Genomic DNA, 21,376 nt, shown 5'->3' with positions numbered 1-21,376 from the left:
GCCACCATGCGCGCCTTTGCCAAGCTCCTCGTCGTCGCAGTGATCGCCCTGGCGCTCAACACTCCCAAGCCCGGCCCGAGACCCGGCCCCAGACCGGGTCCGCCGCGGGTGAAACCGCCGGTCAACGGCCTGTCCTCCGCCGCCAAGGCCGCATGGGACGAGTTCGAGCAAGGCGAGGCCGGCGGCTCGTCGAGCAGCACCCCCGGCACGCCGAACCAACCGGGCACCAGCGGCTGGAGCCCCGACCAGCTGCAGGACATGCCGAACCTCGGCGACACCGCCCAGCGCCGCAACCACATCCTCTACGGTGAATACGGCGCGGGCGGCGACCTCATCAGCGGCGGGCACTCCCCCGGTTCGGGCGGCGGCACCGAGTTCCCGGACTCCTGGGGCGACAACGACATCATCACCGGCATCGAGAACGTGGCCCGCAACCCCACGTCGATGACGCCGCGCGAGAACGGCGGCTACACCGCCCGCGGCGTCCACAACGGCGTCGAGATCGAAGTCGTCCTCAATAGGGACGGCACCGTTTGGACCGGCTACCCGCTGCCGACCGGCGACAACGTCAGCAACGGCGTCGTCGTCAACGACACCGGACTCTTGTTCTAGGAATCGAGGAGCACAGTGCAGAACGGTTACAAGGCCACGCTGGTGGAGCAGGTGCGCAAGTACGCGGATTCGCTCCCGGCGAGCGAGGTCGACTCGCTGCGCACGAAGGTGGTCGTGGGCGAGCTGTCACTCGCCGCCGCCGACTTCGTCAGCGCCTTGGTCCGTCGCGGCGTCCCCGTCGATGCCCAGGACGTCCCGACCCTTCGCTGGCTCCTGGAGAGTGCGCCCCTCCCCCCGGACACCCCGGCGGGCCTCGCAGACAGGCTCACCGTCGACTGACACGAGCCCGCCCGCGACAGGCAGCGGGAAGAGGCGGCAGCCGTTTCAAGCTCCACGGCGTCCGACAGGATGCTCGCGATCTGGCAGGGATCGATCGGGACTCGCGCCGCGCTCGTCACCCCGGGTCGCCTCGATGCGGGCTCGTTCGCGGGCGGCGAGGATGTCCGGGACGTGCGCCTCGGCCCACTGCCGTACCGCGCGCAGCGGCACCAGCAGCGAGCGGCCGAGCTCGGTCAGGGCGTACTCGACGTGCGGCGGGTTGCCTCCCAGGTCGGTGCGGGCGAGCAGGCCGTCGGCCTCCATGGCGCGCAGCGTCTCGGTGAGGGCCTTGGGGGTGATCCCGCGGATGTGCGCTTTGAGCTCGGTGAACCGCATCGGCTCGTCCTCCAGGGCGTTGACGACGAACACCGTCCAACGCGCCCCGATGCGGTGCAGCACGGTGCGGCTCGGGCACGTGGCCGCCATGACGTTGTACGCCTTGCCCATATGAGTCCTCCGGTAGCGTTGCGTATACCGGTATCAAATGTATACCGTGTTGGCCATGAACGAGAATTTGGCAGGCAAACGAATCCTGATCGTCGGCGGCGCCCGCGGTATCGGCGCCGACCTCGCTCGGCGCACCGGGCAGTCCGGCGCCGACGTCGTCGTCGCCGCACGGTCCGGCCCCGAAGTCCGGATCGACGTCACCGACGAGACGACCATCGCGCGGGCCGCGGCCTCGCTCGGCGGCTTCGACCACGTCGTCTCCACCGCGTCGGCCCACCACGACGTGCCGGTGCCCGATTTGGAGCACGACAAGATCCAGGCCGCGTTCGCCGCCAAGGTCGTCGGCCCGCTGCTGCTGGCCAAGCACTTCGCCCCGCGGATGCCCGCCGGCGGATCGTTCCTGTTCTTCTCCGGCATCGTGGGCTGGAAGCCCAAGCCCGGCACCGTCGTCAAAGGCACCGCGAACGCCGCCCTGGCCGCGCTGGTCACCCACCTGGCCGTCGAGCTCGCGCCACTGCGCGTCAACGCCATCGCGCCCGGCATCACCGACTCCGGCGCCTGGGACCGGCTTCCGGACGATCGCCGCCGCGCCTTGTACGACGGTGCCGCCGCGGCCTCCCTCGCAGGCAGAGTCGGGGCGCTCGAGGACGTCGCCGACACCGCCCTGTGGCTCTTGGGCGCGGGAGGGGTGACGGGTGAGACGGTCCATGTCGACGGCGGTGCCCGGCACCGCTGATCCCATGGCCGCCAACGGCATCCATCCCCGTGCCCTCGTTCGTGCCTCCGGAGGCCCCGCTACGCCGTCGCCCTGGCCGTGGACCCGCTCGGCACCGGCCCGCTGCGGCCCCTTCTGCCGTTCTACGGGATGACCGTGCTCAAGCTGCCCGCGCCGGCCACCGGCATCGTCGTGGGCCTGGTGTGCATGCCCGCAGTGGGCCGATGGCTGGACCGGGACGCGCGTAGCACGGTAGTACCGACGGGCCTGTTCAACCTGGATTTGACCGATGTTGAACCGCCCTGGATGAGCAGCGCGGTCGGAGGTCGAACTGGCCGGACGTACCTGGTGCATGCTGGGGCACGTTCCTTTTGGACAGTGCCCCGTCTGCTTCCGGTGCGGTCAGGCGGCGGCGAGGGCCGTCTCGCGCAGCTTGGCGAGCATGATGCTCCAGGTGACGGTCTTGTCCAGCAGGGCCGTCAGTGCGGCGACGCTGCGTTCAGTGGGCCGGAAGGCCGTCTGGTCCTCAAAGTCGGTGGCGAACGAGAGCAGGACCTGCGGGCCCATGACGGCCATCTGGAGGGTGCCGCACATCAGCCGGAGCTGCTCGGCCGCCCGGGCGCCGCCGAGCACGCCGTAGGAGACGAGGCCGATCGGCTTGTCGGCCCACTCGGCGAACAGGTAGTCGAAGGCGTTGATGAGCGCGCCGGGCGCGGTGCCGTTGTACTCGGGGGTGACGACCACGAATCCGTCGAATTCGGCGATCCGCGCCGACCACGCCTTCGTGTGCTCGTGGCGGTAGTCGCCCCACATCGCCGGCTTCGGCTCGTCCAGGAGCGGGAGCCGCTGGCCGCGCAGGTCGATGAGCTCGAACTCGGCGTCGGTGCGCTGCGACGCGAGGTCGTGGACCCACGCGGCGACCTGCTCGCCGTTGCGGACGGGGCGGGTGCTGCCGATGATGATGCCGATCCTGGTCATGTCATGTCCTTCTGCAAGTCGTGGTACTTCGGGTTGCGGTGCTTGGGGTTCGACGGCGGTGATCAGTCGCGGCCGGGCACGGACCCGGTCAGCGGACTCTGGTGTTGTATCCGGGCGGTCGACAACGCGGCGAGCGGGCGAGCGGGCCGGGCCTGGGCCGATCGGAGTCATAGGGCAGGCCGTATCCGCAAGCGTGTTGAGGAACGCCCGGGCGCTTCCGCGCCCGGGCGTTCCGTCTCGCTCTGGGGCCGTTCGCGTCTCGAAACGGTGCAGCGCCGGCCGTCAGGGTTCGAGGTCGGCGACACCGCGGCCGGTCGCGAGGTCGAACGGCACCGAGACCTGGTCGTGGGCGATGCGCCATTCGCCGCCGGTCCGCTTGAGGCAGTACGTGACCCGGACCCACATGCCCTCGGTCGCGGTCCCGTTGGCGAGCGTCCCGCTCAGGCGGCCGAAGCCGTGCGCGAACGCCACGTCGCCGTCCGCGGTGACGGCGAGGTTCCGGAGCTCGTAGCGCAGTTCACGAAAGGACGCGAAGGCGTTCGCCCAGTTCCGGAGTTTCGCGTCTGCGCCGACGTGCTGGAGTGGCGGTTCGATGTCGAAGGAGACGACGTCCTCGGTGTAGCAGTCCTTCAGCTCGTCGAGGCTCTTCGCCTCGAGGGCTTCGACGATGCGGCCGAGGCGCTCGCGGATGGCGGTCTCGGTTTCGTCTGATGCAGGCATGGGTGCCCGTCCTTCCGTTCGGTCCGGATGTTCCTTGCACCTCTTTGACGAGACGGGCCGCCGGAACGTCAGGCGGGTGCCGCACCTGACATTCGTGCGGTCGGTCTCGTCGTACTGGCGGACACCGAACCGGTGATGCAGGATTTGGGAGATGGGCATGAACAGCACGGACGAGCAGAGACTGAGCGCGGTCATGAGTGAGCGGCGGCACCTCATCAACCTCGCCTACCGGCTGCTGGGCTCCCTGACCGAGGCCGAGGACGCCGTCCAGGAGACGTACGCCCGCTGGTACGCCATGTCCCGGGAGCAGCAGGACGCCGTCGAGACCCCCGCCGCATGGCTGACCACCGTCGCGGGCCGGATCTGCCTGGACCAGCTTCGCTCGGCCCGGTCCCGGCGCGAAAGCTATGTGGGCGAGTGGATCCCCGAACCGCTGCCCGGTCCCGCGCTCGGCGGCGACCCGGCCGACCAGGTAACACTCGACGAGTCGGTCAGCATGGCCTTCCTCGTGGTGCTGGAGTCGATGACCCCCGCCGAGCGCGTCGCGTTCGTCCTGCACGACGTCTTCCGCTACTCCTTCAACGAGATCGCCGCGATCGTCGGCCGAACCCCCGCCGCCTGCCGCCAGCTCGCGTACTCCGCCCGGCGCCGCATCGACGCGTCCGGGGCACCCGCGGCCCCCTCGTCCCGGGAGGCCGGAATCGTCCGGGACTTCAAGCAGGCGTGGGAGGCCAAGGACATCGGCGCCCTCATCGGCCTCCTCGACACCGGGGCCGTCGCGATCGGCGACGGCGGCGGACGCGCCGTCACCTTCCCCCGCAGCCTCGAAGGCGCCGAAGCGGTCGCCCGCTTCTGGATCGAGATCGCCGAGCACGTCGGCGACCTCACGACCTTCCACGAATCCACCGTCAACGGCTGCCCCGGCCTCGTCGCCCGCCAGGACGGCGCCGTCGTCTCGGTCTACGCCTTCGAGTTCAGCGGCGAAAGCATCAAGCACATCTGGGCGGTCCGCAACCCCGAGAAGCTCCGCAGCTGGAGCGCCTCCTGACAACGAGCGCCCGATGTCGGCGAGATCATCGCCCTTCGACTTGCGGCGGATCCACGGCCGACTGATCACCCTCGAGTGCGAACAGGGCAAGTGGCGCTTCACCCATGAGCGGACCGGCCTGCCGCCAGCGGGCTACGACTCGCCGGAGTCGACGTGCAGGTCCTCGAACGCGAGGCCGAGCCACGCACCGCCGAATCGCGCGCGGGCGGCCTGCATATCCGCACGCTCGAAATCCTCGACCAGCGCGGATTGCTCGACCGCTTCCTCGCGAAGGGCCGCCCGAGACCGGGCGCGCACTACGCCGCGCTCCCGCTCAACTTCGCCGATGCTCCGACGCGCCACCCGTACCTGCTCGTCATCATGCAGTCCGAAGTGGAGAATCTGCTCGCCGAGCACGCGGCCGAGACCGGAACGGTGATCCGACTTGGTACCGAACTCCAAGGGCTCGAACAGGACCCGACCGGCGTCACCGTCGAACTCGCTGACGGATCGCGCCTGCGCGCGCAGTACCTCGTCGGCTGCGACGGCGGCCGCAGCACTGTGCGCCGCCTCACCGGCATCGCCTTCCCCGGCACCCCGGCAACCATGACCGCCATGCTCGGCGACGTCCACCTCACCGACCCGCCCGATCACGACATCTTCCAAGAACGCCGCGAGCACGGCAACTTCTCCGTACTCCCGTTCGGCCCCGACTGGCACCGCGTCATCACCAACGAGTTCGACCACGTCGCCGACCGGGACGAACCGGTGACCCTCGAAGCCCTCAGCGCCACCCTCCGCAAGATCGTCGGAACGGACTTCGGCATGCACTCCCCGCGCCGGCTCTCGCGCCACGGTGACGCAGCCCGCCAGGCCGACCGCTACCGGGACGGCCGAGTCCTCCTCGCCGGCGACGCCGCACACCTCCACTTCCCGGCAGGCGGCCAGGGCCTGAGCACCGGCGTGCAGGACGTGGTCAACCTGGGCTGGAAACTCGCCGCAGTCGTCAACGGCCGGGCCCCCGAGGCGCTGCTCGACACCTACCACGCCGAACGCCACCCGGTAGCCGCCCGCGTCCTCCAGAACACCCGCGCCCAGACCGCGCTCTGGCGCGTCGATGAGCACACCTCCGCCCTGCGCGAGACGATGGCCGATCTCATCGGGATGGACGCGGTGCGGCGGTCTGGCGGGAGAGATCACCGCGACCGACATCAGATACCCCATGGACGGGGCCGACGACCTCCTCGGCAGGCGCATGCCCGACCTCGACCTCGACGACGGCCGCGTCTACGAACTGCTCCACCAGGGCCGCGCCGCACTCCTGGATCTCATCGGCCTGCGAGCGCTCGACGCCGTCGCCACCGGCTGGCACGGCCGGGCCGACCTCATCCGCGCCCGATCCACCGCGCACAGCGGCCTCGGCGCAGACGCCGTGCTCATCCGCCCCGACGGGCACGTCGCCTGGCTCGCCAGCACCGGAGCGGCGCCGGACCCGGACATGCTCCGAACCGCTCTTACGACATGGCTCGGCCCGTCTGATTGCAGTGACCGGCAGGCATTCGCAATGCACTGGCCTGGACTACGAGCAGCTGTCCTGCCTCGAACAGGAAGTGGTGGCTCGGACCGCGGCGCACCGGTGCGCCGCGAAGATCCTGGCGTCGCGTTCAGGGCCGGACGCGTCCTGCCGCACATGAGAGACCCCACAGGATAGTAAAACAGGGACCTCCAACATGGAGATCCATAATGTACTCAATGTCTGCTTTGGTAGAGTTCGCGATAGCCTGCTTGAACCCATCACCCCAGCTCAACACCGACGCAATCCGACTCCCGGACCTGCCCACCCGCCCCGTCGCGAATCCCGACCCCGCACCAGCCCCCTCGACACCCTCACCGCCCGGGTGTTGAACCGCCGCCTGTCCGACGAAGCCAGGAGGGCGATGGCGACGATCGTCGGGTCGTCATAACACTAGGTGTACCAACAAACCTCGGTTGAGCCGTTGACTATACATAGATGTATCTCTATAGTTGAGTTTCCGGATAAATCATCGGATGTGTCGAAGCCAGATTCCGATATGTGAGCGATAACTTCCACATTTGTGACCACTTGAAACAGAAAAAATCCTACGAATTCAAGGAACGAGAGATGCGAACGAGAGCAAGGTGGCTCGGGTGGATCGTGGCGCTCGGTCTCATGGTGGGCATGGTGACGACGCCGATCGGTACCGCCAGCGCGGAGTCGAACGGCGGGGTTCGGGTCATGCCGCTGGGCGACTCCATCACGGAGGGCACAGCCACGCCGGGCGGATACCGGATCGGCCTGTGGCAGCGCCTCGCCAGCGGCGGGTACACCGCGGACTTCGTCGGGTCGCAGTTCAACGGGCCGGGAAACCTCGGCGACCACGATCACGAAGGCCACCCCGGCTGGCGTATCGACCAGATCCACGCGAACGTCGTCGGCTGGCTGAACACCTACCAGCCAAAGACCGTGCTGCTGCACATCGGCACCAACGACATCCTGCAGAACTACGACGTCGCCGGCGCCCCGAACCGGTTGTCCGCACTGATCGACCGCATCACCACGACGGCGCCGAACGCCGAGGTCTTCGTCGCGCAGATCACTCCGCTCGGGTGGAGCGAGGGGGACGCGGCGGTGAACAGCTTCAACGCGGCGATCCCCGGCATCGTGCAGAGCAAGGTAAGCGCCGGCAAGAACGTGCACCTGGTTGACATGCACAGCGCCCTGAGCTCCGCCGACCTGGACGACGGTGTCCACCCGACCGCCGCCGGATACGACATGATGGCCGCCGTCTGGTACTCCGCATTGCGGTCGGTGCCCGGCAGCATCGGCACAGCGGACAACACCGAGATCGTAGGTGCCCAGTCCGGTCGCTGCCTCGAGGTCACCGGGCTCGGCACCGCCAACGGTACCGACGTGCAGCTGTGGGACTGCTGGGGCGGCGCCAACCAGCAGTGGACCTACACCGCCGGCAAGCAGTTGATGGTGTACGGCGGCAAGTGCCTGGACGCCTACGGTCAGGGCACCAGCAACGGCACTGCGGTGGTGATCTGGGACTGCAACGGGCAAGCCAACCAACAGTGGAACCTCAACGCCAACGGCACCATCACCGGGGTGCAGTCCGGCCTCTGCCTGGACGCCTCGGGCTGGGGCACCAGTAACGGCACGAAGGTCAAGCTCTGGACCTGCGGCGGCGGACAGGCCAACCAGCAATGGACCAGACGGTGACTACGGCCTTACCCACGACACGGACGGCGACGTTGCAGAGGTCCCCGTGATCGTCGATACGGCCTCTCAACGCGTTGCGATCCGACCTAGCGAACCATGCCCGCGGCGGCACGCGCCAGTCCGCGACCACCCGGTCCCACCCGTAGCAATGAACTCGCATCTCCATGACCCGACCAACCTCAACTAAGGAGGCCACCATGGCCTGGATGGAAACTCCCAAGAGCCGCAGGCGGATGCTCATCGGCGGAGCCGGCGTGCTCGCCGGGGCCGCCGCCGCGACCGTACTCAACCCGTTCGCCGGCCCGGCCGCAGCCGCCACGGTCGACACCTCCGCCTGGTATGTGCTGGTGAACCGCAACAGCGGCAAGGTCCTGGACGTCAGCGGTGTGTCAACCGCCGACGGTGCCAACATCCACCAGTGGACCCGCACGAACGCCTACAACCAGCAGTTCCAGTTCGTGGACTCCGGCGGCGGCTACTACCGGATCAGGGCGCGGCACTCGGGCAAGGTGCTCGACGTTTCCGGCTGGTCGACCGCCGACGGTGCCAACATCCACCAGTGGACCGACCACGGCGGCGCCAACCAGCAGTTCCGGCTGGCCGACTCCGACAGCGGCCACGTGCGCCTGATCAACCGCAACAGCAGCAAGGCGGTCGAGGTCCAGAACGCGGCGACCGACGACGGCGCCAACGTCGTGCAGTACAGCGACTGGGGCGGCGCCAACCAGCAATGGCAGCTCGCCCTCGTCGGCGGCGGCGACGACAGCGGCGACTGTGCTCTTCCGTCGACGTACCACTGGACATCGACCGGCCCGCTCGCGCAACCGCGGAACGGGCAGGTCTCGCTCAAGGACTTCACCGCCGTCCGACACAACGGCCAGTACCTCGTCTACGGGACGACGCACGACGCCGGAGACGCCTGGAACTCGGTGGTCTTCAGCCCGTTCACCAACTGGTCCGACATGGCCTCGGCCGGCCAGAACATGGTGACGAGCTTCAACCCGGTGGCCCCGACGCTGATCTACTTCGCCCCGAAGAACGTCTGGGTGATCGCCTACCAGTGGGGCTGGCCGTACAAGTTCTCCTACCGCACGTCGACCAACCCCGCCGACCCCAACAGCTGGGGCTCGCACCAGGAGCTCTTCAACGGGCAGCTTCCCGTGAACAACCCCATCGACCAGACCCTCATCGCCGATGACCAGAACATGTACCTGTTCTTCGCCAACGACGGGGGCCAGATCTACCGGTCCAGCATGCCCCTCGGGGACTTCCCGAGCAGCTTCGGCACGGACTACCAGCTCGTCATGAGCGACACGCAGGCGAAACTGTTCGAGGCGGTGGAGGTCTACAAGGTCCAGGGCCAGAACCAGTACCTCATGATCGTCGAGGCCATGGGCAGCCGGGGCCGCTACTTCCGCTCGTTCACGGCCACCAGCCTGAACGGCACGTGGACGCCGCAGGCCGACACCGAGGGCAACCCCTTCGCGGGCAAGGCCAACAGCGGTGCCACGTGGACCAACGACATCAGCCACGGCGACCTGGTGCGCACCAACCCCGACCAGACCAAGACCATCGACCCCTGCAACCTGCAGTTCCTCTACCAGGGACGCGACCCCAGCTCTGACGGCATGGACTACGGCCTCCTGCCCTACCGGCCGGGTCTGCTGACCTTGCAGCGCTAGCGGCACGACGCAGGTCCGGCTCGGGTGTTCCTGAGGCAGCGGGCGGGCTCGGCGCGAGACCGAGCCCGCCCGGATCAGACTGCCGTCGGGATCGGCGACCACGAAGGAACGGTCGAAGCCCTCGTCGGTCGGTTCCGCCGCTACTCGTATGGCCTTCCAGGACTCGTAGAGTGCCTCGACCGATGCTGGGGCGCCGTCGACCGCCAAGCACAGCCCGCCGGTGCGGACCGTCGTCGCAGCCACGAATTGGCGGACGTGCGCCAGCTCCTGCCGTTCGCCGACACCGTCACCGTCCTCGACCCGCGCAGCCGCGTCGGGGAGCTGGCACACCAAATCCTCGGCCATTAACCGCCAGTGGGCTGACCTCGATGCCGCAGGGGCCGACCAATCTTCGGGCAGCCCTTGAGGACCACCGCCAGTGCGATGTCGGCTGAGGATTGCCCAGAGGGCTTCTCACCCGCAATCACTCTTGGAACAGCAATGAGCGGTCGTCAATCTGATGACCGCTCATGAACTCAATGTCCGATTCAGTGGATCTTGCGGCGGCTTACTTGAACCCATCACCCCAGCTCAACCAGCACACCGGATAGCTCCCGGTCTATCATCCAGACCAAACCGGAATCCTGGCCCCAAGCCCACAACCCGAAACGACACCGTTTGGGCGCTGAACCGCCGTCTTTCCGAGGAGACCAGAACCGCCATCGTGACCGCTTACCAAGCTGGAACCCGCCAACGCATCCTTGCCGACCGCTACGACATCAGCCTCTCGAGCGTCAAGCGCTTGATCCGGGCGGCTGCTCCGAATAAAGGTTCGCGCACTTGAGCGCAGATCAGAGGTTGAGCATGGAGAGATCGAGAAGGTACCAGTCTCCTGCTTCAGTGAACCTGTTTCATCGTGATCGGTGTTCGAGGTTGATGAGGGCTTGGACGGCTTTGGCGAGTTGGGTGACCTGGCTCGGATCGCAGCGGACCTGACCGAAGACCGCCCATTGCTTGAGCTGCGCGAACATGCGCTCGCCGGGCCCGCGGAGCCAGGCGTGGAGGCGGTTGTACTCCTTCTGCCACTCGGGTTTGTCCCGGCCCTTGATCGGTGTTGCCACCAGGTCGTGGTCGCGACCGTCGGAGCCTTTGTCGCCCAAGGCGAACAGGCCGTGCTCAGCCAGCAGGCGCGGGATGAGCCAGATCCTGGCGGCGGCGGTGTCGTGGATCGAGCCGCGAATCGCACCCGAGACTCACAGCAGGTTCCCGCGCGCATCAGCGATGGCCTGGAGGTTCATCCCATGGCATTTATGCTTTCCCGAATAGAAGTGCCGGTCGATGGCGTTGCGGTCGACGCGGACCAGGGTGCCGTCGAGGATGACGAACACTGCGCCGTTGCGTGTCGCAGGGTGTCGCGGAGAGGGGGCGCGAGGGCGACGAGCAGGGCGATGATTTCGCGGATGCGCCGCCAAGCGGTGGCGGCCGGGATGCCGAAGCCGGCCGCGAGGTCGGCGAAGCGTTCGCCTTTGCGCAGGTAGGCGAGTGCGAGCAGGGCTTGCTGGCCGGGGTCGAGGGCTCACCATCTGGAGCCGATGGTCCAGCGGTGGGCGCGGATGAAGGATGCCACGCGGTTCAGGGTCGAGGTGGACAGGGATAGCGCGGCAAGGTAGAAAAGCACAAGAGCTCCTGGTGGAGAACACGGTCGGTGTAAGCAATCGCCGTTCTACCAGGAGCTCTTCGCTCGCCTTCTATTGGGATGCACGCTGATGTGGACAAACATGTTGGGGCGCAACTGAACCAAACCATGTTGCAACAGGTTCATTGTTGGGAGCTTCTGGATCGTGGAACCCATGACTGGGAAGGCTTCCATTACAATCAGCCAGGAACCAATCTTTGACACCCTGCTTCCAGTGCTCGGCTACACCTGTCTCGCGGCGTAGGCATGAGCGCCCCGCTTTCCAGAAGGTCCTCCGCTATGTCTGACGAGTACTCCGGTTCCGACATCACCCAGTACGACAAGCCCGAGATTCCCTCAGCCAATGAAAGCCTCGCCTCCACGCTTCCGGTCGAGAAGTCCGGCTACAAGCTGGTCGAGGATATCAAGGCCGCTGTGAGCGAAGGGGACGGCGCGGCCGCAGCGGCGATCCCGGCCGATATCGCCGCGCTCGGTGTGGAATCATTCTTCGCACTCGGCGACCCCATCGGGACACTGGTCAACGCGGGATTGACGATCGTGCTCGAACTAGTTGAGCCGCTCAACGACGTCCTTGAGTTCGTCTCCGGCGATCCAGACGAGATGGCCCGTTCGCAGGAGCGCTGGAGCCAGATCAGCACTGCCCTGGCATCGCTCGGCGAAGAGGTCGGATCCACGGTCAGCAACGACCTCCCTAACTGGCAGGGGACCGACGCCGCGCTGGAACAGCTCTATGCGCTTGAGGCGATCATCTTGGCCGCCTCGAACGAGGCCGCTGGGATCGAGACCTTCCTTTCCTGGGCCAAGACCCTGGCCGAGACACTCTACGCGGTGATCAAAGCCATCATCACCGAGCTGGTTTCCTTCCTGGTCACCAACGGCCTAGTCGCCCTCGCCCTTGCGGGTGTCACATTCGGCAGCTCGGTGGCCGGGTTCCTGGTGCGGGCCTCGATCAAGGGATCAATGATGTTCGTCAAGGCCATGAAGAAGTTCGAGAAGGCCTTCGGCATCTTCGGCAAAATTGGCAGGTTTTTGTTCAAGAAGATCGCCAAATCATCCTATCGGGGCAATCCGCAATACGCGCTGTGGAAGGCAGTCTTGGTCAAGGCAGGCATCGCTGGCGGACTCGCCGCGGGCGTCAACAGCATTGGCGCGATCACCACCGCCGCCGGCGGGACCGGTGGCGCCACGGCCACGACACCCGGTGGATCAGCTGGCCAAGTCTACATCGACCTCACTGAGTTCGAACAGATCGAGGCAGGCTTGAACGTTCATGCCGGCCGCTCATCAGGGATCGAGGACGCCGCTCAGGACCTCACGGTCACCGAGATGACCTGGGGTTTGCCCGGCCTACTCGGCATGGAGAGCGCCTATCAGGACAACTGCGAAGGCATCCTAGAAGTTCTCGCCGACATCACCGCCGCCTTGGAAGGCAACGCGGCGAAGCTCAAAGCCGTCGGTGCCGAATGGGAGAGCGCCGACCAGGAGACCCAGGCCGCATTTGAAAACCTCCAGCTCGAACTGGAAGGATGACCCGATGGCACACCGGCGGCAGTATCGACGATTTTCACCGGCAAGCGACGGACCAGCATGGGTTCGCGATCATGGACTCGCTCTTGACGAGACGCCGATAGGGGTCGTACCAGGCTGGAAGCCCTATTATGAGGTACGCGGCCGGGCTCAGAACGGGCACCGTCACGGCACCGTCGCCATGGTGACGATCCTAGCCGCCCTATTCGGTCGCACCGGCGGCGGCGCGTGGGGCGGCAGAGGCTCGACGCCTCCTAGAGTCGTAATCTTCGGTTCTAAGCCGGACTGCACGGCGGTCGTCCATGCCGACGACCCTGAACACGAGAACATTCCGGGAATGTGGGTGATCACCGACACCCGCCTCCGCTACATCGCGTTCCCCCCCACACTGGACGAGACCGATCGCTCCGAGGCGGTAGCGCGCACCGGATACGACCATCTGCCCATCGAACCTGCCAGCCACGTCGTCCACCTGGAGGTCACAGCCCCGCACCTCACACGTCAGGAGGGGATCGTACGTTCCTTCCCGCGACGATTCAAAACCCGGGAAGCGATCTACAACAGGTACCGATTCCCCGACGGCTCAGGCGTTGATCTCCGAGCCGACACGATCACCACTCGATGATCAAGGGCCCTGAACAAGACATCCGGGCGGGGCACCCGAACGAGGACGAGCACCAAATCAGTGGTGGAGGTACTGAACGCTTATCCGAACACGTTTACGCTGGTCAACGCCTTGCAATCCGACCTGGCGAACCATGCAAAACCCGACGCGAAGGGCCAGGAACGCAGTCCAGGTCGCACATCTTCTGTTCGGATCGAACCCCGTCCGCTCCGCAAACGGCTGGCCACGAAGGACCGGCAACGACTCATCGCAGACTACCTCGCCGGGGCCTTGCAGAAGGAACTCGCCACGCGGTACGCGATCGGGCTTTCGAGCGTGAAGACCGTCCCGCGAGAGGCCGGAGCGAAGAAGTACACGACCCGCACCTAGACGATCGGCGGCGGGCGCTCACGACGATGAGTGGCACCACATTCAGATTTCGACTCCCTCGTTGCCGCACTCCACATGACGGTCGATGACTGGCCCCCCGAATCAATCATCGAGGCGGCAATTGAGCATTAGTACTGCAGTCAGAGATTTGTTCGTGAGCTGCGAGTATGCCTGGCTGGGTGTGGGGCGACCGTCGACTTGCGGGTCCGCGAAGAGTCGAATGGGATACGAACCCGCTCCGCGCATCGGGTGCGGAGCGGGTAAGGCTGCTTCTTTCAGTGAAAGTTCGCTAGCGCTTGCGAAGACGCAAGCCCCAGAAGAGCCCTAGTAGAACTGAACTAGCACCGATCAATGTAGCAACAACGGTTGTGACGGCGATTGCCATTGTGGATCTCCTCGTGAACGACATCGGGTGACGCAACGTTCACGATCGATTCAGTTTAGCATTCCAACGACAGTTTCGGGTTTCATGCGGTGTGGGTGAGTTGTCGCTGGTAGTGGAGTCGTTTGGCGGTTGCTTGGTGGCGGCGTCGCCAGATCGACCAGCGGAGCCGGTGTCTCCAGCCAAGGTCGGGCGCGATGGCACTGACCAGGATGTGACGTATCTCGTTGCAGGTCAACGGGATCATCTCGGGCTCGTCCGGGCCGGTCTCGTGGGTGCGGGTGATGGCGAGGAAGGCGTAGGCGAGCATCGCCAGAGTGATCCACCGGTGCCAGGAGGTCCAGGTACGGACCTGGTGCTCGTCGAGCGCGGCCAGCTCCTTCGCGCTTTGGAAGGTCTCTTCGATCCTCCAGCGCATCCCAGCGGCGGTGACCAGGGTCTGGAGCGGGGCCGGCTCGGGGGTCCAGGTCAGGTAGTAGGCGAGTTCGCTGGTGTGTCGGTTGCGGCGGGCCAGGAGTCCGGCATGCCCGCTGCGCTCGGGCACGAGGTCGATCCAGGCCCACTCATACAGACGCAGGCCCTTGGCGCCGTTCCCGGCCGAGCGGGTTTGCCAAGCGATATCGGGCGTGTGGGCGACAGCCTTCTCTGCGGTGGTCTTGCCCCTCCCGAGCTGGACCGGGGGTCGTGGCTGAGACGGCCAGGACATAGGGCAGGCGGCGTGCTTCGAGCCGCTGTCGCAGGTCGGGGTTGATGCCGTAGGCCTCGTCGCCGACGGCGAAGTCTGCCACGACGCCGGCATCGAGGGCGGCCTCGATCATGTCGCCGGCCAGTTCAGGCTTGGTGCGGAAGCGGACTCGTTCGGGCACCCCGGCCGTCTCACACCGCGCCGGATCGTCGGTCCAGGACCGGGGCAGGTAGAGGCGGACATCGACTGCCGCATGCCCGGCGCCGGTGGCGAGGGCGAGATGGACGGCCAACTGGCAGTTCTCGATCCGCCCGGCCGTGCCCGAGTACTGCCGCTGGACGCCGACTGTCGATACGCCCTTCTTGACATCGCCGGTCTCGTCGACGGCGAACACCCGCAGCCTCGATCCGGCGTTCAGGTGCTCCGATACCCACGAGCGGATCTCGCTTCGGACCTGGTCGTCATCCCAGCTCGCGCGGGAGAGCAGGTGCTGGAACCGCCAGGGTCCGGCCTGGCCGGTGGCCTCGGCCAGGGTCCAGCAGTTGCGCCGCTCCAGGTGCGCCATCATCGCCACGGCCAGCCGCTTCGCGTTGCCCTCTGGACTCGATCCGCCGGAACGCCGGAGCGCAGCGCGCCAGCAGCTCTTCCAGGCCCGATTTCCAACGATCGACGGCTACACTCACATCAGCGACCGTCGTGTTCTTTAGTTGCCTTACAACAACAATGATTACGACGGCCGTCCCGCGCCCCGCACCGGCATCCCCGCAGCTCACACCCCGAACTCTCACTGGAGTATTAGGGCCTCCGGCTGGACATGCCCGGTAAGCCGGACTCACCGGCTGGGAAGTGCGCACCACGTCCGACCAGAATACTTCGGACGGCTGCTGAAGCGAGTCCTCCGCGTTATTCCTGCATTATCGGCAGCGCGAGCATGGCCGCGGCGACCTCGTCGGCGGCCATGTCAGGAAGGGCGGTCGCGGCCGATTCGAGCACGAGCAATCGGGCGCCGGGAATCTTGCGCGCAAGCGCCTCCCCGTTGCCGACCGGGAAGAACCGGTTGCGGCGGCCGTGCACCACCAGGGTCGGTACCGCCAGTCCGGGCAGGCGCTCGCGCCAGCGCGGCCGACAGTCGAGTGCGGCGAAAGCCAGGCCCAGATGGTTGGACATCTGGATCGCCGGCCGTGTGCTCGGCGCGCGGTCGAAGACCCGTTCGGCTCGGGCATGCGCCGCTTCAGGGTTGTCGCCCATGATCTCGGCGCCGGCAGCGGCGAACTGGGCCACGGCGGCGCGGTCGGACCAGTCGGGTTTGGGCAGCTCGAACCGCTGCCGCATCGCGTCGGGGTCGTGGTCGGGCAGGTCGGGATTGATCGGGCCCGGTGCGACCGGGCGGGTCCCCGCGAGGGTAAGGGCCGCGAACGCCTGTGGGTGGTCAAGAGCAGTGACCTGGGCGACCATGCCTCCGACGCCGAAGCCTGCCAGATGCGCCGACCGGTCGTCGAGGTCGCGCAGTGTGTAGGCGGGTGATTCGGGATCGACTGTGGTCGACTCACCGGCGTGGCGCAGGTCGTAGCGCACGACGTGCCGTCCGCCGCGCGCCAGCGCCCGGCACAGCGCGTCGGGCCAGGACAGCATCGTCGGCCCGCCCGCCAGCAGCACCAGCGGCGCCTCCGGTTCGCCGAAGTGCTCGGCGCCGAATTCGACTTGCTCCGGCATGTGCCACTCCTTCTGATCGTGCGGCCGTGCGGCCGCACTTGTGCAGACCGGCGGCGGGGCCGAAAGCCATCGGTCTTCGAGGCATCGGTGTCGGCGGGGCCGTCCTGACCGGTTGCGGGCCGTTCGCCTCAGGGTCTGCTCCTGGTGTCGATGACCAGTTCGGCCAGTTCGCGGGCGGCGGCGGCCGGCTCGGTCTTGAGTCGTGTGGCTCCGGCCGCCAGGGCGCCGTCGATGAGCAGCAGCAGCTGGTCGGCGGCGAGGGCGGGCCGGGGATGCTCGAGACGGCGCAGCTCGTGTTCGAGGCGTCCGCTGACGCGCTCGCGGTAAGCGCGGGTGACCGCATGGCCGGGATGATGCGGGTCGGTGAGGGCCAGATCCGCCGCGAGGTAGCGGCAGCCGCGGAAGCCGGGTTCGGCGATCACGCCTTCCAAATCGTCGAACACCGCGAGAAGGCGGTCGCGCGGGTCCTCGCCAGCGCCGTCCATGGTCGCCGCGTAGCGGGACTCGTCCGCTTCAGTTGCGCGCTTGAGGACCTCGGTGAGCAGGCCGTCCTTGCCGCCGAAGTGCTCGTAAAGCGACCGCCGGGCGACGTTTGCGGCGGTGAGGAGGGCGTCGACGCCGACGCCCATGCCGTGGCTGTAGGTCAGCGACTGGGCCGCCTCCAGGAGGCGCTCGCGCGGACCGGGTGCGTCTGGAGTGCTCATGGCTTCATCTTGACACCTCTTGACCGATAGATCAACCGGTCTATATAGTGTTCTAGACCGATCGTTCTATCTACTTTCTGGAGTGCGTTGATGTCGTCCCTTTCCACTGCCGAGGTCATCGACCGATTCAACCGTGCGTTCACTCGCCATGTGCCCGACGAGCTCGCCGAGCTCGTCGACGAGGCCTGTGTCATGGAGGCTATCCAGCCCGCTCCGGACGGCGCCCGCTACGAGGGCCGCGACGCGTGCCTGGCGTTCTGGCGAGCGCTCGCCGCGGACCGCTCGACCCGGTTCGAACCCGAGGAGGTGACGGTCGCGGGTGAGCGGGCGACGATCCGCTGGCGGTACCGCTTCGGCGACGGGCCCGCCGACTCGGTCCGCGGCGTGAACCTCATGCGCGTGCGCGAGGGCCGCATCGTCGAGGCGCTCGGCTACAGCAAGACTGCCGGAGAGGTGCCGCTCAACCTCGACACACCTGACGAACGTGCGTAGCTACCATCTGGGCGCGGCAGGCGAGGGCATCGACGGGCTGTCGATCCGGCACCACGAGGACCCCGAGCCCGGCCCCGGGCAGGTCGCGGTGGCGGTGAGGGCCGCCGCGCTCTCCTACCGCGAGCTGCTGGTGCTCCGCGGGGGAGTGTCAGTTTATTGTTTCTGACAGTCCCGATCCCGGATCGGCAGGCCAACCCGGCTCGTCGTCATCCTCGTCCACGCCGTCCGCACCGCGAAGAAGCGACTCGTCCCCGTCAGGCCCCACCTCGTACATCGCATGCAGAATCCAAAGCCCTGCAGGATAAGGCGGAGGCCCGAACCCCGTCACCTTCTCAGACCCGCAAGCCTCGATCAACCACCCGAGCTCGCGATCATCCACTTCCACCCATCGATCCACTTCGGCAGCCTAACGAGATCTCCTCAGAGGCTCGAGCCCTATGCGTTGCCAGACCGCCACCGGCTGAAGCGTCGGAGTATCAGTGAGGACCGAGCTGGCGGCGAGCTTCAGACTCCCTGAAACCAGGCAGCTAGGGCTTCGAGGTCGTGATGGGTGATGCCCTGGGCGGCAGCAACAGGGTGGAGAAGAGCGCGGCCGTGGTGATGAGCGGCAACCCACTCAACATCAGCATCGGAAATCTCGTCGTCGACCCAGGCAAAGGGGCGTCCACCGGCCCATGCAACCAGCGTGCGAGTCTTCCAGTGCAGGTTGAACCAGCGGTCCTCGTATTCGTCCTCGTTTGATGCTTCCGGCCAGTGCACCACCCGCAATGGTGCTAGTCCCAACCTGGAAGCTACTTCGGTATTGGCCACATCTTCCCAGGTCGTGGCCCAGACCAGAGCGCATGGCAGCGCTGCCAACCGCCTTCCCAACTCAGGGTCGATCCGGGCAAGGTATGCGTCTCTAGCGGTTTCGGCTGATCCGCTTCCGTTCTGGCTGAAGGGGATCACAGTCCCATCAACGTCGAGAAAGAGAAGTGGCTGCTCGGCACTCCTGGTCATGACCTGCTCATCTCAGGTGCCCCGAAACCACTCGGCATCAGGTCCAAACAGCACCGACATCGGAGTGGCATATTGATCTAGAACATCTCGGTGCGGCCGGGGTGGTGCTCCGACTCTGGGCAGTAGTACAGCTGCAGCGTGTACCCGCGACCGATGACCACCTCGACCGGGTCTGAGTGGCGGTAGCCGGTTCCGGCCTCCTCGATCGGCCGCCAGCTCCTGGTGCCGCCATCGAACTCCCCACTGGCAGCGGTGAACAGCGGCAACTGTTCAGCGCCGCAGTCGCACACGATCGGGTGCGGGTCGATGATCCCCCAGATGCCGCCGTGCCCCATGACCTTCCAGCCGGGCGCGAACGCGACATTCCAGTTGTACGCGGCCGACAGGTCCTGCTTCTCCGCCCATTCGAGGATCCGATGGGCAAGCGGCTCAGGCAAGTCACTGGTGTTCGGATACTCGGTCACCGACTCGGGATGGACGACGCAGACGTTCGGCACATACTCACTGGCGCAAATCACCGGTCGCGGCGGCTCACTCAACGTCGCTGTGACCTGCTCAGCGCGGCGCCAGCGGAGCTCGAAGACCGGATTGAAGGGCGTGTCCGCGTCAGGGTGATCTCTGGGGCACCACAAGATCTGCAGGAGATCGTACCGGTCGGCCCAGGGCAGGCCGGGCACATCACGGTAGTACAACTGCGCGACCGGGATGAGCGGCTGCGGCGCGTCCTCGTCGTAGTCGGGATAGTTGTCGCTTGAGTTTTCAAGGCGCAACTCGTGCAACCGGTCGCGGTTTCCCTCGTACGAGGTCTTCTCGCCGAGTTCCTCGCGGCGGTCGCGCTCACGCAGGAACTCCCGTTCCGCACGAATGTAATCAAGGGGCTCGTCGTTCAGATCTTCATGTTCTAGGGCACACATCGGCCATGGCTCGTCAGCGGGCCACAGCAGCGGGCCGCCGACCGAGCTCTCTCCGATACTTGGGTTCCCATGGCGGGGATGGAGCCGCACCGCAGTCCTCGCGAACGCAGCGAGTTCCGGGAACAGCGCGAGAATGTCGTAGGGGCGAGGAGGGGTGGTGAGAGGCATGATCCAGGTCTTTCTTCTCTGAGTTACACGGGCGCACGGATCGTAACGCCAGCCGGTGACACCGCAGCGGCGCAAACTTGACGCACTCCTAGAGCCTGGATCAGAGATCGAGGATGTACCAATCCCTGCCGACTGGCTGTGGTTTGAGACGATAACAACGAGAAGAGCGGCCATCGTGTCGATGACCGCTCTCCTACCCAATGTCTAGTTCTGTGGAGGTACTGAAGGATTATTCGAACACGTTTCCGCTGGTAAAAGCGTTGCGATCCGACCTGGCGAACCATGCGAAACCCAACACGAAAAGCCAGGAACGCAGTCCAGGCCCCCAATCTCTTGTTCGAACGGCACCCCGTCCGCTCCGCAAAAGGCTGGCCCCCAAGGACCGCCGACGACTCATCGAAGACTACCTCGCCGGAGCAATCCAGAAGGACCTCGCCACGCGGCACTCGATCAGTCTTTCGAGTGTGAAGACCGTCCTCCGAGAAGCCGGTGCCAAAAAATACGCGGCCCGGATCTAGGCGACCGGCGGCGGGCGCTCACGACCGTGAGTGCTCGTCGCACTCCTCACGCCAGACGGCGAGGTCGGCTGCGAGCGTCAGATTCGGCGCTGGTTTCCGGCGGGCGCAGCCGCGTCAGGTCCCGTAGGCGTGGAGGAAGACGTCGATCGCGGCGGCCGCGATCTGGCGCATCTCCTTGGCGGGGAGGCGGCGGGTGCCCCAGCGCGCGCGGGCTTCGAGGGGGCCGGTGAGGAGGGCGCTGAGGTGCTCGACGGCGGCGTCGGGGTCGGTGAGGCGCAGGTGTCCGGCGAGCGCGAGGCGGGCGAGGCGGTCGGCGAGGACGCGCTGAACGCGTTCGGCCGCTTGGACCTGGACGATCTCCAGTAGGTCGGGCAGGTGCGCGAGTTCGGCGTAGAGCAGGCGCCGCAGCGCCCAGGAGTCGTCGTCGCAGTAGCACTGGATGAGACGCAGGCCGACGTCCTCGAGGATCGGGCGCAGGTCGCCACCGGTGTCGACGAGGCGTTCGATGGCCGCGAGGTTCTTGGCGGTGGCGGCCTCGGCGCTGGCGGCGATGGCCTCGCGCAGCAAGGTCTCCTTGTCGCCGAAGTGGTTGTAGACGGTGGCCTTGGCGACCCCGGCCGCGGCGGCGACCTCGTCGACGCCCGTCTGGGCGTAGCCGCGGGCTGCGAACTCGCCGAACGCGGCCGCGAGAATCGCCTGCCGCTTGACCATGCGCCCCCGCGGGGCCGTCGTCGCATCCATCGGCCCAGCGTAACCGAGCAGGTAGCGACCTGGACTCACAGGTCCAGTTTTCCAGCCTCGTCAGTATGTAATACTTACCAGGTCATATTTTTATACTTGTCAGTCTAGTTTTGATCGGAGT

21 protein-coding genes and 4 pseudogenes are annotated in these 21,376 nt (G+C 66.6%); 14 read left to right on the top strand and 11 right to left on the bottom strand.

What is annotated here, in order from left to right:
* The first annotated feature begins 6 nt into the window (after positions 1-6).
* Positions 7-612 (top strand): EndoU domain-containing protein, encoded by a 606-nt coding sequence (locus H613_RS0106735; RefSeq protein ID WP_026923207.1) that lies wholly within the window; start codon positions 7-9, stop codon positions 610-612.
* 15 nt (positions 613-627) lie between these two features.
* The gene (locus tag H613_RS0106730; protein WP_026923206.1) at positions 628-891 is read left to right on the top strand and encodes a hypothetical protein; all 264 of its coding nucleotides are present in this window, start codon (positions 628-630) and stop codon (positions 889-891) included.
* Positions 892-1,029: 138 nt separating this feature from the next.
* Here H613_RS0106730 and H613_RS24870 read toward each other — a convergent pair.
* Positions 1,030-1,377: pseudogene (locus tag H613_RS24870) on the bottom strand (winged helix-turn-helix transcriptional regulator); the annotation flags it as partial.
* A 55-nt stretch (positions 1,378-1,432) separates the two neighbouring features.
* On the opposite strand from H613_RS24870, the gene H613_RS0106720 reads away from it, so the two are divergent.
* Complete coding sequence (locus H613_RS0106720) at positions 1,433-2,113, top strand: SDR family oxidoreductase (protein WP_026923205.1); 681 nt, start codon at positions 1,433-1,435, stop codon at positions 2,111-2,113.
* A 4-nt stretch (positions 2,114-2,117) separates the two neighbouring features.
* Positions 2,118-2,362 (top strand): annotated as a pseudogene (locus H613_RS32535) (MFS transporter); the annotation flags it as partial.
* A 132-nt stretch (positions 2,363-2,494) separates the two neighbouring features.
* Here the strand turns inward: H613_RS32535 and H613_RS0106715 are convergent.
* Positions 2,495-3,070 (bottom strand): NADPH-dependent FMN reductase, encoded by a 576-nt coding sequence (locus H613_RS0106715; RefSeq protein WP_026923204.1) that lies wholly within the window; start codon positions 3,068-3,070, stop codon positions 2,495-2,497.
* 282 nt (positions 3,071-3,352) lie between these two features.
* Complete coding sequence (locus tag H613_RS0106710) at positions 3,353-3,790, bottom strand: YybH family protein (RefSeq protein WP_026923203.1); 438 nt, start codon at positions 3,788-3,790, stop codon at positions 3,353-3,355.
* A gap of 157 nt (positions 3,791-3,947) precedes the next feature.
* Between H613_RS0106710 and sigJ the strand changes: the two genes are divergently transcribed.
* The 5 genes and pseudogenes from sigJ to H613_RS0106685 all read left to right on the top strand — a co-directional run bounded on the left by sigJ (position 3,948) and on the right by H613_RS0106685 (position 9,743).
* Complete coding sequence (gene sigJ, locus H613_RS0106705) at positions 3,948-4,838, top strand: RNA polymerase sigma factor SigJ (protein ID WP_026923202.1); 891 nt, start codon at positions 3,948-3,950, stop codon at positions 4,836-4,838.
* A gap of 153 nt (positions 4,839-4,991) precedes the next feature.
* Positions 4,992-5,846 (top strand): annotated as a pseudogene (locus tag H613_RS32530) (FAD-dependent monooxygenase); the annotation flags it as partial.
* A 193-nt stretch (positions 5,847-6,039) separates the two neighbouring features.
* Positions 6,040-6,528: an aromatic-ring hydroxylase C-terminal domain-containing protein gene (locus H613_RS31980; RefSeq protein ID WP_245598496.1), complete on the top strand. Its 489-nt coding sequence runs from the start codon at positions 6,040-6,042 to the stop codon at positions 6,526-6,528.
* 432 nt (positions 6,529-6,960) lie between these two features.
* Entirely contained in the window at positions 6,961-8,061 is a 1,101-nt protein-coding gene (locus tag H613_RS0106690) for an RICIN domain-containing protein (protein ID WP_026923200.1), read from the top strand.
* A 206-nt stretch (positions 8,062-8,267) separates the two neighbouring features.
* Positions 8,268-9,743, top strand: coding sequence for a non-reducing end alpha-L-arabinofuranosidase family hydrolase (locus tag H613_RS0106685; RefSeq protein WP_026923199.1), 1,476 nt, complete (start codon positions 8,268-8,270; stop codon positions 9,741-9,743).
* A gap of 890 nt (positions 9,744-10,633) precedes the next feature.
* On the opposite strand, the pseudogene H613_RS28960 reads toward H613_RS0106685, so the two are convergent.
* Positions 10,634-11,400 (bottom strand): annotated as a pseudogene (locus H613_RS28960) (transposase family protein).
* 297 nt (positions 11,401-11,697) lie between these two features.
* Here H613_RS28960 and H613_RS0106665 point away from each other — a divergent pair.
* From H613_RS0106665 to H613_RS30685, 3 genes are all read left to right on the top strand, one after another.
* Positions 11,698-12,948, top strand: a complete 1,251-nt coding sequence (locus H613_RS0106665) for a hypothetical protein (protein ID WP_026923198.1) — start codon at positions 11,698-11,700, stop codon at positions 12,946-12,948.
* 4 nt (positions 12,949-12,952) lie between these two features.
* A complete protein-coding gene (locus H613_RS30690; RefSeq protein ID WP_156925866.1) occupies positions 12,953-13,570 on the top strand; it encodes a hypothetical protein in 618 nt (205 codons plus the stop codon).
* A gap of 63 nt (positions 13,571-13,633) precedes the next feature.
* Positions 13,634-13,939 (top strand): hypothetical protein, encoded by a 306-nt coding sequence (locus H613_RS30685; protein WP_156925865.1) that lies wholly within the window; start codon positions 13,634-13,636, stop codon positions 13,937-13,939.
* 467 nt (positions 13,940-14,406) lie between these two features.
* Here the strand turns inward: H613_RS30685 and H613_RS32865 are convergent, their stop codons facing one another.
* From H613_RS32865 to H613_RS0106640, 4 genes are all read right to left on the bottom strand, one after another.
* Positions 14,407-14,865 (bottom strand): hypothetical protein, encoded by a 459-nt coding sequence (locus tag H613_RS32865; RefSeq protein ID WP_439330239.1) that lies wholly within the window; start codon positions 14,863-14,865, stop codon positions 14,407-14,409.
* A gap of 19 nt (positions 14,866-14,884) precedes the next feature.
* A complete protein-coding gene (locus tag H613_RS32860) occupies positions 14,885-15,574 on the bottom strand; it encodes an IS701 family transposase (protein ID WP_439330241.1) in 690 nt (229 codons plus the stop codon).
* 335 nt (positions 15,575-15,909) lie between these two features.
* Positions 15,910-16,719 carry an alpha/beta fold hydrolase gene (locus H613_RS0106645; protein ID WP_026923196.1) on the bottom strand — a complete coding sequence of 270 codons (810 nt, stop codon included), beginning with the start codon at positions 16,717-16,719 and terminating at the stop codon, positions 15,910-15,912.
* A 128-nt stretch (positions 16,720-16,847) separates the two neighbouring features.
* Positions 16,848-17,423, bottom strand: coding sequence for a TetR/AcrR family transcriptional regulator (locus H613_RS0106640; RefSeq protein WP_026923195.1), 576 nt, complete (start codon positions 17,421-17,423; stop codon positions 16,848-16,850).
* Positions 17,424-17,513: 90 nt separating this feature from the next.
* Between H613_RS0106640 and H613_RS0106635 the strand changes: the two genes are divergently transcribed.
* Both H613_RS0106635 and H613_RS30680 read left to right on the top strand, forming a co-directional pair.
* A complete protein-coding gene (locus H613_RS0106635) occupies positions 17,514-17,915 on the top strand; it encodes a nuclear transport factor 2 family protein (protein WP_026923194.1) in 402 nt (133 codons plus the stop codon).
* Positions 17,908-18,081, top strand: coding sequence for a hypothetical protein (locus H613_RS30680; protein WP_211234732.1), 174 nt, complete (start codon positions 17,908-17,910; stop codon positions 18,079-18,081). The genes H613_RS0106635 and H613_RS30680 overlap by 8 nt, the downstream gene beginning before the upstream one ends.
* A gap of 338 nt (positions 18,082-18,419) precedes the next feature.
* Here H613_RS30680 and H613_RS29870 read toward each other — a convergent pair whose 3' ends face one another.
* The 3 genes from H613_RS29870 to H613_RS0106615 form a co-directional block, all read right to left on the bottom strand.
* Positions 18,420-18,914, bottom strand: a complete 495-nt coding sequence (locus H613_RS29870) for an HAD domain-containing protein (RefSeq protein WP_084546416.1) — start codon at positions 18,912-18,914, stop codon at positions 18,420-18,422.
* A 77-nt stretch (positions 18,915-18,991) separates the two neighbouring features.
* Positions 18,992-19,996, bottom strand: coding sequence for a hypothetical protein (locus tag H613_RS0106620; protein ID WP_035736694.1), 1,005 nt, complete (start codon positions 19,994-19,996; stop codon positions 18,992-18,994).
* Positions 19,997-20,628: 632 nt separating this feature from the next.
* Complete coding sequence (locus H613_RS0106615; protein ID WP_026923192.1) at positions 20,629-21,255, bottom strand: TetR/AcrR family transcriptional regulator; 627 nt, start codon at positions 21,253-21,255, stop codon at positions 20,629-20,631.
* Positions 21,256-21,376: the final 121 nt, after the last annotated feature.

It is taken from the genome of Glycomyces arizonensis DSM 44726 (genome assembly GCF_000482705.1).
GTDB classification, from domain to species: Bacteria; Actinomycetota; Actinomycetes; order Mycobacteriales; family Micromonosporaceae; genus Glycomyces; species Glycomyces arizonensis.
This window is presented reverse-complemented; position numbering and strand designations above follow the sequence as displayed.

What these genes read in the sequence shown, in the direction of transcription:
- H613_RS0106735 (WP_026923207.1), top strand. Translation starts at nt 7, where the DNA reads ATGCGCGCCTTTGCCAAGCTCCTCGTCGTCGCAGTGATCGCCCTGGCG.
- H613_RS0106720 (WP_026923205.1), top strand. Translation starts at nt 1,433, where the DNA reads ATGAACGAGAATTTGGCAGGCAAACGAATCCTGATCGTCGGCGGCGCC.
- H613_RS0106715 (WP_026923204.1), bottom strand. Translation starts at nt 3,070, where the DNA reads ATGACCAGGATCGGCATCATCATCGGCAGCACCCGCCCCGTCCGCAAC.
- H613_RS0106710 (WP_026923203.1), bottom strand. Translation starts at nt 3,790, where the DNA reads ATGCCTGCATCAGACGAAACCGAGACCGCCATCCGCGAGCGCCTCGGC.
- sigJ (WP_026923202.1), top strand. Translation starts at nt 3,948, where the DNA reads ATGAACAGCACGGACGAGCAGAGACTGAGCGCGGTCATGAGTGAGCGG.
- H613_RS31980 (WP_245598496.1), top strand. Translation starts at nt 6,040, where the DNA reads ATGGACGGGGCCGACGACCTCCTCGGCAGGCGCATGCCCGACCTCGAC.
- H613_RS0106690 (WP_026923200.1), top strand. Translation starts at nt 6,961, where the DNA reads ATGCGAACGAGAGCAAGGTGGCTCGGGTGGATCGTGGCGCTCGGTCTC.
- H613_RS0106685 (WP_026923199.1), top strand. Translation starts at nt 8,268, where the DNA reads ATGGAAACTCCCAAGAGCCGCAGGCGGATGCTCATCGGCGGAGCCGGC.
- H613_RS0106665 (WP_026923198.1), top strand. Translation starts at nt 11,698, where the DNA reads ATGTCTGACGAGTACTCCGGTTCCGACATCACCCAGTACGACAAGCCC.
- H613_RS30690 (WP_156925866.1), top strand. Translation starts at nt 12,953, where the DNA reads ATGGCACACCGGCGGCAGTATCGACGATTTTCACCGGCAAGCGACGGA.
- H613_RS32860 (WP_439330241.1), bottom strand. Translation starts at nt 15,574, where the DNA reads ATGATGGCGCACCTGGAGCGGCGCAACTGCTGGACCCTGGCCGAGGCC.
- H613_RS0106645 (WP_026923196.1), bottom strand. Translation starts at nt 16,719, where the DNA reads ATGCCGGAGCAAGTCGAATTCGGCGCCGAGCACTTCGGCGAACCGGAG.
- H613_RS0106640 (WP_026923195.1), bottom strand. Translation starts at nt 17,423, where the DNA reads ATGAGCACTCCAGACGCACCCGGTCCGCGCGAGCGCCTCCTGGAGGCG.
- H613_RS0106635 (WP_026923194.1), top strand. Translation starts at nt 17,514, where the DNA reads ATGTCGTCCCTTTCCACTGCCGAGGTCATCGACCGATTCAACCGTGCG.
- H613_RS29870 (WP_084546416.1), bottom strand. Translation starts at nt 18,914, where the DNA reads ATGACCAGGAGTGCCGAGCAGCCACTTCTCTTTCTCGACGTTGATGGG.
- H613_RS0106620 (WP_035736694.1), bottom strand. Translation starts at nt 19,996, where the DNA reads ATGCCTCTCACCACCCCTCCTCGCCCCTACGACATTCTCGCGCTGTTC.
- H613_RS0106615 (WP_026923192.1), bottom strand. Translation starts at nt 21,255, where the DNA reads ATGGATGCGACGACGGCCCCGCGGGGGCGCATGGTCAAGCGGCAGGCG.